At 54.4% G+C, this 13,468-nt stretch carries 10 protein-coding genes and 1 CRISPR repeat array; of the genes, 7 read left to right on the top strand and 3 right to left on the bottom strand.

The window, feature by feature from the left end; all coding sequences use genetic code 11:
* Nucleotides 1-26 precede the first annotated feature (26 nt).
* From cas4 to HWX74_RS05325, 5 genes are all read left to right on the top strand, one after another.
* A complete protein-coding gene (gene cas4, locus HWX74_RS05345) occupies nt 27-653 on the top strand; it encodes a CRISPR-associated protein Cas4 (RefSeq protein ID WP_176012568.1) in 627 nt (208 codons plus the stop codon).
* Complete coding sequence (gene cas1c / locus HWX74_RS05340; RefSeq protein WP_176012567.1) at nt 650-1,675, top strand: type I-C CRISPR-associated endonuclease Cas1c; 1,026 nt, start codon at nt 650-652, stop codon at nt 1,673-1,675. The genes cas4 and cas1c overlap by 4 nt, the downstream gene beginning before the upstream one ends.
* A gap of 6 nt (nt 1,676-1,681) precedes the next feature.
* Complete coding sequence (cas2, locus tag HWX74_RS05335) at nt 1,682-1,975, top strand: CRISPR-associated endonuclease Cas2 (RefSeq protein ID WP_176012566.1); 294 nt, start codon at nt 1,682-1,684, stop codon at nt 1,973-1,975.
* 175 nt (nt 1,976-2,150) lie between these two features.
* A CRISPR array of direct repeats spans nt 2,151-3,418; the repeat unit is 32 nt; unit sequence CACCCAGTTCTCGCCTGGGTGTGAATTGAAAC.
* A 289-nt stretch (nt 3,419-3,707) separates the two neighbouring features.
* Complete coding sequence (locus HWX74_RS05330) at nt 3,708-4,769, top strand: LacI family DNA-binding transcriptional regulator (RefSeq protein WP_176012565.1); 1,062 nt, start codon at nt 3,708-3,710, stop codon at nt 4,767-4,769.
* Nucleotides 4,770-4,806: 37 nt separating this feature from the next.
* Nucleotides 4,807-5,520, top strand: a complete 714-nt coding sequence (locus tag HWX74_RS05325; protein WP_217704855.1) for a prepilin-type N-terminal cleavage/methylation domain-containing protein — start codon at nt 4,807-4,809, stop codon at nt 5,518-5,520.
* 379 nt (nt 5,521-5,899) lie between these two features.
* Here the strand turns inward: HWX74_RS05325 and HWX74_RS05320 are convergent, their stop codons facing one another.
* Complete coding sequence (locus tag HWX74_RS05320; RefSeq protein ID WP_176012563.1) at nt 5,900-6,688, bottom strand: hypothetical protein; 789 nt, start codon at nt 6,686-6,688, stop codon at nt 5,900-5,902.
* 399 nt (nt 6,689-7,087) lie between these two features.
* On the opposite strand from HWX74_RS05320, the gene HWX74_RS05315 reads away from it, so the two are divergent.
* Both HWX74_RS05315 and HWX74_RS05310 read left to right on the top strand, forming a co-directional pair.
* Nucleotides 7,088-9,280 (top strand): DNA polymerase domain-containing protein, encoded by a 2,193-nt coding sequence (locus HWX74_RS05315; protein ID WP_176012562.1) that lies wholly within the window; start codon nt 7,088-7,090, stop codon nt 9,278-9,280.
* 30 nt (nt 9,281-9,310) lie between these two features.
* On the top strand, nt 9,311-9,544 hold the full coding sequence (locus HWX74_RS05310) for a hypothetical protein (protein ID WP_176012561.1): 234 nt from the start codon (nt 9,311-9,313) through the stop codon (nt 9,542-9,544).
* On the opposite strand, the gene HWX74_RS05305 is transcribed toward HWX74_RS05310, so the two are convergent.
* Nucleotides 9,535-12,174, bottom strand: coding sequence for a hypothetical protein (locus HWX74_RS05305; RefSeq protein WP_176012560.1), 2,640 nt, complete (start codon nt 12,172-12,174; stop codon nt 9,535-9,537). The two genes, HWX74_RS05310 and HWX74_RS05305, sit on opposite strands and share 10 nt — an antisense overlap.
* Before the next feature lie 132 nt (nt 12,175-12,306).
* Complete coding sequence (locus HWX74_RS05300) at nt 12,307-13,440, bottom strand: LacI family DNA-binding transcriptional regulator (RefSeq protein WP_176012559.1); 1,134 nt, start codon at nt 13,438-13,440, stop codon at nt 12,307-12,309.
* Between the last annotated feature and the right edge of the window lie 28 nt (nt 13,441-13,468).

The following is a 13,468-nucleotide window of genomic DNA, read 5'->3' as shown; positions in this document are numbered from 1 at the left end:
TGCCGCTCCGAAAGGAACCGATGGAGATGGAATACCCGGAAGAAGAATGGTTGCTGATTTCACGTTTGCAGCATTATTTGTTCTGCTCGCGCCAGTTTGCTATCTTGGAATTGGAGCAATATTGGAGTGAGAATTTTTTCACGATGTCAGGTAAGGTACTTCACTGTCGGGTCGATTTACCCGGCGTGCGGTCTGGCGGCCGTCGCCGGGTGGAATATTCGCTGCCATTGTGTTCCAGACGCTTGGGGTTGACCGGCCGGGCTGATGCGGTTGAATTCATCGTCAAAGGAAAGGTTTCCGAAGTTTATCCGATTGAATATAAGCGGGGGAAACCGAAAACGGAACGCTGTGATGAAGTGCAGTTGTGTGCACAGGCGCTTTGTCTGGAAGAAATGATGAATCGAGCGATCGAACGTGCTTTTCTATTTTATTTTGAAACACGTGAGCGGGTGGAAGTGAAGATTGACGGGCCGTTGCGGCAGTTGACACTGGAGAACGTGATGGCTTGCCATCAATTGATTATCGAGAAAATTTCTCCACCGGCAGTCTACCAGCGCCGAAAATGTGCCGCCTGCTCGGTGGCGGATTACTGCTTGCCCATCCGAAAGGAAGATGTTTCAAGTTGGAAACAATTCGAGGAGGCGTTGGAATGAGAAAACTGCAGAATGTTTTATATGTGACCACGCAAGGGGCTTACCTAAATAAAGACGGACAGGCGGTAGCCGTACAGATTGATGGGAAGGAGGCTGGTCGGTTTCCGATCCATAATCTGAAGGGGATTGTTGTGTTTGGCCGGGTTGCCTGCTCCCCATATCTGATGCATTTTTGTGCAGAAAATGAAGTCTCGATTGCCTTTTGCGATGAAAACGGCCATTTTCTAGCGCGGGTTCAAGGGCCAGTGAGCGGCAATGTGTTATTGCGGCGGGCGCAATACCGGGTGGCCGACACGGTGGAAGGTGCCGCGCGAATGACTATGTTTCTGCTGGCCGGCAAATTGGCCAATACTCGAGCGGTCCTGCGGCGCTTTTGTCGGGATCATGAGCCGGAGAACCAGCCGGTGAGACTGGCGATTCGTCAGTTGAGCCAGTTGATTGATGGCTTACGGCAGGCCACGGAGGTTGAAGTGATGCGCGGCATTGAAGGCAAGGCTGCCGACGTCTATTTTGGGGTGTTCGATCATTTGATCTTGAACAAGAGCGATGAATTTCAATTTCAGGGCCGAAGTCGGCGCCCGCCGCTGGATCGGGTGAATGCCTTGTTGTCGTTTGCCTACACAATTCTGTTGAATGAAGTGGTCGGCGCACTGGAATCGGTCGGATTGGATCCGGCCTCCGGTTTCCTGCATTGTGATCGTCCGGGCCGGGCAAGTCTTGCGTTGGATATGCTGGAAGAGTATCGTGCTTGTCTGGGGGACCGGCTCAGCTTGTCTTTGATTAATCTGAAACAGATTGGTGCGGGTGATTTTCAGGTTTTGAGCAACGGGGCAGTCTGGTTGAATGACGAAGGCCGAAAAAAGTTCTTGACAGCCTGGCAGCAGCGCAAACAGGAAATTGTGGTACATCCGGTGATCGGAGAGAAAATTCCGGTCGGTTTGCTGTTCTGGATTCAGGCGCGATTGTTGGCCAAATATTTGCGCGGGGAAGTGGAGGCGTATGTTCCTTATATTTGGAAGTGAGGTATTATGCGGGTAATCGTCAGTTATGATGTCGCGGTCAACAGCGAAGGAGGTAAGCGGCGTTTGCGCCGGGTCGCCAAGCTTTGCAAAGATTACGGTTTGCGAGTACAGAATTCTGTTTTTGAGTGTGAAATCGATTGGGCCGGTTTTCTGGAATTGAAAGCCAGATTGCTGAGAGAAATAAACATGGGAGAAGATAGTTTGCGGATTTATAATTTGGGTGCCAAATGGGCCGGTAAAGTGGAACATTTTGGCGTGAGAGCAATTGTCGATCTGGGGCGAGATACTTTATTGCTGTAATGTTTGAGTGCGAAGCTCAGGTCAGCGGGACGTTTGAGCTGAGCTTCGCACCTTTTATCAATCAAGGAAATAACATGCTTTTATTGATTTTATCTACATTCCTTTTTTCAATTTTCGAGTGATTCGCGGAAATGAGTTGTTTGATAACTGAGTCTGAAAGAGTTATAATATTGGCCACCCAGTTCTCGCCTGGGTGTGAATTGAAACATAAACTCCTGATGTCTTTCGAGTTCGGATATCACCCAGTTCTCGCCTGGGTGTGAATTGAAACAAATAGGTTATAAACGCCTCCCCATGTTTGTTCACCCAGTTCTCGCCTGGGTGTGAATTGAAACAGAACAAAGAAACAAGTTATTGCTATCCATCTTCACCCAGTTCTCGCCTGGGTGTGAATTGAAACCCATGCAGTATGCCTATTGGTATATCCAAGATTCACCCAGTTCTCGCCTGGGTGTGAATTGAAACTTTGATGTTCGCATCTATTATTTAAATCGTTTCACCCAGTTCTCGCCTGGGTGTGAATTGAAACAACATCAGTCGGATCAATGTTCTTGTCTTCGGACACCCAGTTCTCGCCTGGGTGTGAATTGAAACTCCGAATGGATGGTCAAAGATTGTTGAAATCTACACCCAGTTCTCGCCTGGGTGTGAATTGAAACAATCAGCGGCACCGTCCATTCAAAGGCCCGAACACCCAGTTCTCGCCTGGGTGTGAATTGAAACATCGGGATTTTTCGGGTGGCTGGTCGCTTCCAGCCACACCCAGTTCTCGCCTGGGTGTGAATTGAAACAGACGCCGGCGAAAAACCAAAATACATTCATAGCCACCCAGTTCTCGCCTGGGTGTGAATTGAAACTGTTTTACTAGAATGCCTAATACCAACGGTATTACACCCAGTTCTCGCCTGGGTGTGAATTGAAACCGTTAAAGTTGGTAAACAAAGGCCGTTTATCCACACCCAGTTCTCGCCTGGGTGTGAATTGAAACCATTTTGTAATGAGTTTTCAACACCCGATCGAGCCACCCAGTTCTCGCCTGGGTGTGAATTGAAACATTGTCGCTCACAACTTTACGATTAACCAAATCCACCCAGTTCTCGCCTGGGTGTGAATTGAAACTCCGGTGGTCATGTCGGTAATTTCCAGCTCCACACCCAGTTCTCGCCTGGGTGTGAATTGAAACAAGGAATGGTTCCCGACGACTTCGGCCGAATTTCACCCAGTTCTCGCCTGGGTGTGAATTGAAACCACTACCGACAATCCCGCTACCCCGGCCATGAACACCCAGTTCTCGCCTGGGTGTGAATTGAAACAGTCAAGCTGTATGCTGGTGGGGACATCTTATCCACCCAGTTCTCGCCTGGGTGTGAATTGAAACATGTTGCTCCTTGACTTTTCTGGTGTTAAATACCACCCAGTTCCCGCCTGGGGGTGAGTTGAAGCCGGCAGGTGCTTGGCGGTGGCGAATAGCGGAATACCCCAAGTTCCGTTTGGGGGTGGATTGCAACCGGAATTGTGGCGGATTTCACCGTCGAACTGTATGCAAATGCGTCGGGTTGCCGGTTTTTGGCGGCGACAAGGGAAAAAAATCGACTTTTTTTCAATTTTTTTGAATTGAGGTATTGCTTTTTGTTAATCGATTTACTATACTATAATACGTACGATGGTAAACGGCCGGTTTCGGTTTACTGAATTCAGGACCGGAAAAAATAAGATTGCGAAGGTGAACGATATGGCGGAAACGATTCGAAAAACTTCTGGTAATCTCCGGATTCGCGATATCGCGGAACTGGCCGGCGTGTCGACGGCGGCAGTATCGGCGGTGTTGAACAATCGCCGCAAAACCAGCGATGCCACCCGGCAGCGCGTACTGGATATTATCGGTAAATACAATTATGTCCCGCAGAGTGCCGCCAGAACTTTGTCCGGCAAACGGACGTTCCAGATCGGTTTTCTGCTTTCCTGCAAGGTGACGCTCGGGCTGGCCAACAATTATTTTGCGACGATTCTTTCCGGCGTCCACGACATCTGCCGGAGCCGGAATTATCATTTGGTGATCTCGACGTACGATTTGAGCAGTATCAATGATTTTATCATGCCGGCGAATATTCAGCAGCGCAACGTCGACGGCCTGGTGCTGGCCGGGATTACCGACCTGGCGGTGATTCGCGAGCTGCAGGCCACCGATGTGCCGTTCGTCATCGTCGGCGGACATTATCCGGAAGATGTGCTCTGCATCAACAATGATGAAAAGAAGACGACGGAAGAGATCATCAGCTTCTTTTACAATCTGGGGCATCGCCGGTTGGCGTTTCCGGCCTATTACGAGGTGACGGAACGCATTTATCTGGAAGCCTGGGAGCGGCTGTTGAAGCGCTTCAACTGGCAGGATTTGATTCTGGAATTTCCGCACTTCACCCGGGCCGAGTTCGACGAAGGAGAATTGCTGGCGGATCGCTGGTTCGAAACCGATCCGGAACGACGCTTTACCGCCCTGATTGCCGACGATCAGTTTTGCGCCGGTTTCCTGGGGCGCTTTATCGGCCATGGCGGCAGATGCCCGGAGGAAATCAGCGTATTGGCCAGCGAAACGCCGTTGAGCCGTTATGGCGTTATTCCGATGAGTACGGTCGATTATCATAATTTTGCGATGGGCAAGCAGGCCGGCAGTTGTCTGATCGATCTGGTGGAAGGAAAACGGACATTTCAGGAAATCAGCGAAAATCTGCAATGGTACCGTAATACCACCGAGATCATCGTCCGCAATTCCACCGGTCCGTTGTTGAAAAAATAAAATTATGGTTTCAAACATTCCGGAAAGGACGTTCATCATGGAAAAGAAGCATTTTACGCTGATTGAATTGCTGGTGGTGATCGCGATCATCGCTATTCTGGCCAGCATGTTGTTGCCGGCGTTGGGCAGGGCGAAGGCGGCGGCGCTGAATGTCAAATGCAAGAGCAACTTGAAACAGATCGGCCTGGCGTGTGAGTTGTATTCCGGCGACAATATGGAATATATGTTGCCGATCATGCACGGCAATTACCTGTTCAGCGGTATTCTCTGCAAGGATTACAGTTGTGCTGATGAACTGCTGGCCTGTCCGGCCGCCGGTGACGGAACGAAGACGGACAATGCCGGCGGCGGCCTGTATGGACCGGAGGCCGGCGGCAATAACTGGCTGCAGAACTGGGACAACGACCCCTTCGATTCCAACAATGGACTCGGCGCGGCCCGGCGTTGCGGCTATGCGGTGTCGACCCTGACCGCGCTCAGCAACGATTCGTGGGATATGCCGCTGAAAGTCACCAGCGCGCCGAACGGTGTCGGCCCTTCCGAAATCATCAAGATAGCCGAGGGCGATATTTATATGTACAATGCCGCTTCCGGCGAAATTCATATGGAGGATCGGGTTTGGCTGGCCGGCAACGTTCGGCACAACCGCAATTGCAACTTCCTGTTCGTCGACGGCCACGTCGACGGCATGAAGGAAGAAGCGAAGTGGAACGAAGTGAAGTACCACGCTCTGCGCGATTTGCAGTTGTGAAAATATCGCGTTCTTCGCGCTCGGCCGGAAATATTTCCGGCCGTTTTTTTGGGGGGGCGATCGGCGCGGGGACGGCTGGCCAGGCCAGGGACGGTCTGCCGGCTGCGGATAGGGACATGGCTCGCTTATTTTGCAGGGAGGCGGAACTCTCTAAAAACCAGACGATATAATCGTACCCGCGCAATGCGGCTGGAGGATAAAATCCGAAAATGGTGCCGCTGCATTTTTCAATTCTCATGCCGTATCTTGACGAAATGCATCATTGCCGCCGGTGATATGAACGCGTTCCGCCTGCTACAGGTCTTGCGATCGTCGTGGCGGTCTTCGGGCCTGGGAGCATCATTGACCGCGGGATGCCATAGTTCCAGCATGGACCTTTTCAGGTGAGGAAACACAATCCGATCAGCAGCGCCAGCAACTGGGTCAGGGTGCCGCCGAGCGTCACCATCGTCCCGTCGATGCCGTGGAAACGGCCGAGACAATAAGATTTGAAGCCCATAACGCCGAAAAATGCCAGCAGGGCAGTGGTCAGCAGCGCCCACGGTGCCGCCGGCAGGATGAATACCAGCACGACTGCCGTCGCCAGGCCCAGCAGGTTTTCGCCGTCGCGTGCCCCGTCGATCAGCGCTTCGCCGGAAATCAGCGACGGCAGCGTCGCCAGCAGCGCCTGCGCCGCGAAATCCAGCGTTAACACCGGGATGATCCAGTAGGCGTAGCCGTCGAACGCCATCAGCAGGAAAGCGACGAATTGAAAGAGCAGCACGGCCGGCGAAACCAGATTGGCCAGCGGGTTGTTGGTCATGCGCCATTCGGAATTCAAATCGGCCAGGGCGGCCTGCCAACTCTTCGTCTGGCAGAAACGGTCAATCGCCGAGGTCAGGATGCCGAGCGACCGGCCGGAATCCTTCCAGGCGACCAAGACGAGGGCGGCGGCGGCAAACAGCAGTGACGAGATCAGATGATTGGGCAGAATTGCCTGCAGCAGACGAAATCCGAGAAAAAAGGCCAGCCCGATTACACCGCCCAGCAGCGGAAAATAAAGCAGAAACAGGCCGGGCCGGGCCGACCAGTCCGGTTTTTTGCCGGTTTTCAGGAATCCCGGGCACGGCAGATCGATTACCAGTTCCCAAGCCATGCCGAATGCCCGGCAGATTTCATTGATGCGCATAATTCTCCTCGATTGGATTGATTGCTCAATTCAGAGATGTGGAACAACCTGCCGGGGAATGCTCGGTTGCCAGTTTGATTTTCCCCGGCAATCGGGGTCCGAAAGACCGACGATTTTATCAGCTCGATGGTTTCGTCCCCAGATGTCAGCGGTAATATAACAAACAACCGGCGGCCATGCAAATAATTTTGCATGAATCGGGGAAAGAAAAATCGTGGCGGTCTCTGCCGGTGGAAAAATGACGGCGGTTTCTCCGTCCTTTCGACGGAGAGTGACGAAATGTGGTTTGTAAAAATGGCATCGGATGGGTATAGTTTCATAACCAATCCCTTCCCGCGACTGAGATTGATTTTGGGGAACCGGCAAATCTTTTTCCGACGGTCGCCGGGAGAGATTTCGATGATAAACAGCCAAGAGGAGCATGATTCGATGCAGTTAAATCATTTGATCCAATCCGATTACAGTCGCGTCGTCGCGGTGGAGCCCGATGGCGGCGAATTGGAATTGTTTTGTCGCGACGGCGATCAGGTCGATTCCCGCCGTATTCCTTTCCGCCCCTTTCTGCTGCTGGACGATCCGGTGCATTTGAATGGTTTGGAGGCGGAATGGGAGGCGGAGCCGCTGCAGGGCGGCCAGGTGTTGCGCCACATCGTTTCTTTTCCGTCGTTGGAAACGTATGAGCAGGCGGTCAAATTTTTGAAAAAAGCCGAGGGCAAAGTCGTTTACTCGCTGTTCGGCGACCTGGTAACGCAGGGATTGCTGGCCAACCCGCTGCGTTTGTTCCGCGATCTGAAGTTCGAAGAGATCCGGCGTTTGCAGTTCGACATTGAAACGCTGACGTCGCCCGGTTACGATTTCCCGTCCGCCGACCGGCCGGCCGATGAGATCGTCATTATTTCCATCAGCGACAGCACCGGGTTCGAGATGGTGATTTCCCAGCGGGATTTCACCGAACGGGAATTGCTCAAAGAGTTCGTCCGCATCGTCCAGGAACGCGATCCGGACGTCATCGAAGGGCACAATATCTGCCGGTTCGATCTGCCCTACCTGGAGCGCCGGGCGAGGCGCTACAACGTCAAACTGGCGCTCGGCCGCCATCAGCGGCTGCCGAAACGCCGCAATTCCCGTTTCACTGCCGCCGAGCGCATCATCAATTATACGCGTTACGACCTTTACGGCCGTCATGTCGTCGATACGATGCATCTGTGCATCGCTTATGATGTTGTCCGGCGTTCTCTGGATTCCTACGGCCTGAAAGCGGTCGCCCGCCATTTCAACGTGGCGGCGCCGGACCGGACGTATATCGACGGCCACGCCATTACCGCGGCCTGGCGTCATGACCGGGAACGGCTGCTGGCGTATGCTCTGGACGATGTCCGGGAAACCCGTTCGATCAGTACGATTCTGTCGCCGAGTTATTTTTATCAAACCCAGCTTCTGCCGCTGAAATATCAGGATTGCCTGGTGCGCGGCAATGGAACCCGGGTCGATTTGCTCTTGATCAATGCCTATCTGGCGCGGCGGGAGAGCCTGCCGCTGCCGGAGCCGTCCCAGCCGTTTGCCGGCGGCCTGACGCTGGCGAATGACCATGGCCTGTTCAAAAATGTCTGGCATTGCGACGTGCGTTCGCTGTATCCGTCGATTATCCTGGCGGAGAAATGGGTGCCGGTCCGGGATACGCTCGGCGAATTTCCCCGGTTGTTGGCCGAGCTGCGCCAATTTCGTCTCGAAGCCAAGGATGCCGCCCGGCAGAGCGAAGATGTTTCCGACCGCAATCTGTATGGCGCGCTGCAGCAGACGTTCAAAATCATGATCAACTCTTTTTACGGTTATCTGGGATTTACCCAGGGCACTTTCAACGATTATGCGATGGCGGAGCGGGTGACGGCGCGCGGCCGGGAAATTCTGCAATCGATGATCGACCGCCTGAAGGAGTTGGACGCTCATGTCATTGAAGTCGATACCGACGGGATCTATTTTCAGCCGCCGGCCGGCGTTGACGAGCCCGGCGCGATGGCGGCGGCGATCCAGCAGATTCTGCCGGAAGGGATTACGATCGAACTGGATGCCACTTATCGGGCGATGTTCTCCTACAAGAGCAAAAACTATGCGCTGTTATCGCCGGACGGCACCATTTCCATCACCGGGGCGGCGCTGAAGTCACGCGGGTTGGAGCCGTTCCAGCGCGATTTCATGGCGGAACTGTTGCGGCATGTGCTGGAGGACCGTTCCGGGGAATTGCCGGGGTTGTTCGAACATTACCAGGCCTTGCTGCAGGAGCGTCGGCTGCCGTTGGCCGCTCTGGCCAAGAGCGAAACGCTGAATGATTCGCTGGAAACGTACAAGCGCAAACTGGCGGCCGGCGGCGCGTTCCGTCGTTCCGCCGCCTATGAATTGGCGCTCAAGGCCGATCTGGATTACCGGCAGGGCGACCAGGTCGTTTTCTATGTGACCGGCGATAAGAAAACCGTCAGTGTCGTGGACAACAGCCGCTTATTGAAGGATGCCCCGGAAGAGCGCGACGAGAACATACCTTATTATCTGGGTAAATTACAGGATCTGTACAAAAAATTTGCGATGTTGATTCCATAGCGGACTGTTGGGGGAGGCGGAAAGGCAACGTTGCTGAAAGAGACCGGTACGGAAAAAATCACCTGCCGGTCAAAAGGCCAGCAGGCTTTGATGGAATCTATCGGTGACTCTTTGTTTGATTGCCGATCCCGGCTTGGCGATCGCCAAGCCGGGATCGGCGACAGAGAAGTCTGGGAAAAGAAGGGCGCGAGAAGAAAACAATCTTGCCTCAAAAGTTTTTCCTGCTCGCCTCCCATCGTTCCAGCCAGGGAGAACTACGGTTGACTTGCCCGGCTGATTTTGACGATTGCGGCTGATTCGGCTGGAATATCCAGTGTGAGCCGGCGGTTCTCCTGTTCCAGTTTTGCCGTGGTCGGATAGATCAATTCGAATCGAGTGCCGGCCGGCAACGCCAGTTTGCCGTCCAGTTGAAGTATGGTCGGCCGGGCCGTTTTTTCCCGGTTGAGCAGCGTGAAATACATCACTTCGTCGTCCGGATTGCCATAACGTTCCACCGGAATGCCGTTGTCCGTTCTGGCCAGCGTCAGCGGTTGCCATTGGGCGGCATAGAGCAGGTCCAGATAGGGCACGAATTTTTTCAACACCGCCTCATCGACGATCGAGCCCGGATACATATCCCAGAACAGATGGTATTCGTAAGTGAACGGCGGTTGTTTGCCCCACGGCAGGAAAGAGACTGTCCGGGGACCGGCCAGCATCCGGTAGAGTTCCGGTTCGGTGACCATCACCTTTTCGGCGCCGAAGATGTCCAGGTAGGGGGCCAGGAAGGTCAGCGGTCCGAAGATATTGGCGATGAAATATTTCTTTTGCGGATGAAAGGTTTCGGCCATGTATTTGAGCCACTCGACCGAACCGAACGGCGCCGGCAGCATCGGCTGCAGAGTCTGGCGGTCATAACTGATCGGCATCGACGCGTATTTGAAGTTTTCAAACCGGTAATCGGCCGGCGCCATGCCGAAACAATCCAGCCCGAAGCCGTCGATCGGAAAACCGGCCTCTTGTTCCAGCTCTTCCACCAACGGCGCCAGGTTCTGTTGGTGCCCGAACATTCCCTTGCCGCCGGGAATCAGCGGATTGAGGTTGCAGGGGATCATCGCTCCCATGCCGCTGTCGCCGATCCAGCTGACCCGGTTCAGGATATCGTACGGCACCTGGCCGTCCCGGTTGTGCTGGGCGGAAACTTCCACCGCCGCCATCACCGCCTGCAGAAATTCCCTGGTGGTCATGCCGGTCAGCGGCGAATACGGCTGACCGGAGACAAACGCCGCGTAGTGCAGCTTCTCATAGGCCTTCCACTCATCGGGATCGCCGCTGGCCAGCTTATGAAGCCGTCTTTCCGCATCGTCGTCGTTCGGCGTTTCGCTGTCTCCGAGACTGTATTGGAAAAATTCCGGCTCGATGTAAATGAAATTCATCGTATTGTTCCGGCGGAAGGTCGCCAGCTTGTCGCGGCTGCTGCCGCTGTCCCAATTGAACCGTAGCCCGGCGTCGCCCTTTTCCTGGGCCTTCATATCCAGCCAGGGCACTCCCCAACCGCCGCCATGACCGATCCGGTCGACGAAAAATTGCGGAAACAGGCGATAATAGGTGTCACAGGCGGAACGGAACCCCCAGTCCGGATCATTCGGATAAATCACCAGTGAGAAGTCCGCTTTGTTCATCGAGCCGCCGCGGACGTTTGGTTGATTGATCAAAGAAAAATCGAACGCGGTATAGAACAAATCCAGGTCGGGATTGATGACCAGGTGATAGGCGGTCGGTTCATCCAGCCGGATTGCCATCGTGATACTGGCATCGGCATCGCCGACGGTGGCCAGCGGAAATTGTACGACGCTCTCTTCAATCCGGTAGTTTTCATCGATTTTTACCACATTGTTCAGCGAGGTGCCGAAATCCCAGGTCTGCTCCGGCTGCAACGGCAGCGCACAGTAAACCGTCACCGGCAGCGGCTTGTCATTGTCGATGCCGGCCACCCAGCCGTCGACGGCAATGTGATCCTCTTTCGCTTCATAAACCACTTGCATCGCCAGATTTTCGGCCGGATTGCGCATCGTCTGAACCGCCCGGTTGCCTTCGATGCTCAGCGTGCCGCCGGCCGGTTGCGGCGGCAGCCGGTTGGCCGGCTTGCGCAGCAATATGCCGGACATGGCGTTGTTGCCCCGGTAGACCGGCTGGTCTTTGACGCTCACCGCATTGATCAGGCCGGATTGGGTAAATTCCAGTTTCAGGCCGTTGCCGGTCCGGATGCTGCCGGCGACCGGTCCGGCTTCCGCCGGAGCGCCGGAAGGTTCGAAGCCGACGCCGTCCATCACTTGCTGGTCGTCCGGATAGCCGGTCAGCAGCAGTTTGGAGAAGTCGAGGGTGAACTGGTGTTCCATCGTATAGTAGGGCTGCTCATGGAAAATCACTTCGATGGCGGTCACGGCGCCGCGCGGTGCCGTGCCGAAATCGAGGTCGAACTCCTGCTGCTGGCCGTTGTCACGGATGCGCGGTTGGGCGATTATCTGTTGCGCCGGTTTGCCGTCCTGGTTCAGCAGGGTTTCGGAATACAGGCAGACGGCGATTCGCTTGCCGCTGGCAAACATGCCGGGCCGGTCGCCGGCCAGGGATGCCTGCAGCGTCAGGGTGTGAAACCGCCGCCAATCCTGCGGTTGATCGAAATTCAGGCGCATCAACGGAAAACTCTCGTCGCCGCCGTTGGTTTGCGTGGTGATTTTCAGCGTTTCGCCGCGTTCGGAAGTCATCGTCAACTGGTCGTTCGACATCGGCTGCCATTGACAGGTGGATGCCAGCAAATCGATGGTTGGCGCCGGCCGGCCGGCATCGGCGGCCTGGGCCGCGGCGGCCGACAGCAAGGTCAGGGAGAATAACAACCCGGTGCAGTTTCGCATCATTTCATATTTCCTTACTCTTGATTGTGTTTGGGGATATTGATTGTTTATGCGATTCGAAAGTGATCGGAAAAGACCGCGTCAGGAACTGACGCGGCCACGGGAAAAAGAAAGGGAAATCATCATCGATAAAAACTATTTTTTGGTTACGACTTCGTCGAGCTGGTTGTAATCTCTCAACTGCAGCACCGGCGGCAGCACCGGCTCCGGAATCCGGAATTTCCGGAAGCCGATGGTCGATTCCCGGGCGATCAGGACCGGATGGACCACCTGTTTGCAACGGAACGGCAGTTCGGCATGGCACAGTTCGACGAGCAGCCTGGCAATCTGATGGTTCTGCACATTGAACGAAGTCAACTGCGGATATAACCGTACTGCCATCGGCTGCAGATCGCCGAACCCGATCACGGCGAAATCACCCGGCACCGAATAATGGTGCATGTGGGCGTAACGGATCACCTGACTGGCCAGAATGTCGTTGGTGGCGATGAAAGCGTCCGCCTTGGCCGTTTTGAGCATATATTCGATGACCTCTTCCAGCGTCTCGGTCAAATCTTCATCCCGCTCGAGGCGGGCCAGCTCGTCGAACCCCTGCGACAATCGTCCGTCGCGCGGCAGACCGCAGATTTCCAGGCCGCGCAAATAACCGCGGTAGCGCGCTTTCATATTCGGATGATGCAGGTTCGGGGTCAGGAAGGCGATCCGGCGGTAGCCGAGGCTGTAAAGATGGGTCACCGCTTCCTGGTAAGCCGAACAGTGGTCGATTTCGACATAGGCATTGGTTTCGATTCCGGCCGGTTGACCGAGAAAGACCACCTGCTGATGAGGGTTGATGCAGGATTTGATCGAACAATATTCGCCGTTGATGTAAGGATCGTGGAACAGGCAAATGACCGCGTCGACCGAACGCGACTGAAATTCGTTGAAATAAGATTTGATTTCGCTCAAATCATCCATGACCTGCCCGGTCAGCAGGCGGTAGCCGATCCGGTTGGCCGCTTCGCCGATCAGGAACAGCAGTTCATGATTTTCCTGCGTATAATAGTTGTTGATCAATACGCCGATCGTTTTGCTGGAAAGTCCGCGCAGTTGTCTGGCGCTCTGGTTGATCGTATATCCCATCCGGGCTGCCTGGGACAAAATGCGTTCGCGCATTTCCGCCGAAACCCGGGTAGTCCCTTTGGCATTGGTGTTGAACACGCTGGAAACAATGCGCTGCGATACGCCGAGCGCATTGGCGATGTCAACCTGTCTGACCCGTCTACTCATATTTCGCTGTCACCTTTTTCTGCTTCGT

Origin of the sequence: Victivallis sp. Marseille-Q1083 (assembly GCF_903645315.1) — a bacterium.
Taxonomy (GTDB): domain Bacteria; phylum Verrucomicrobiota; class Lentisphaeria; order Victivallales; family Victivallaceae; genus UMGS1518.
Note: the sequence above shows the minus strand (reverse complement) of the source record. Positions and strands in the feature narration are given on the sequence as shown.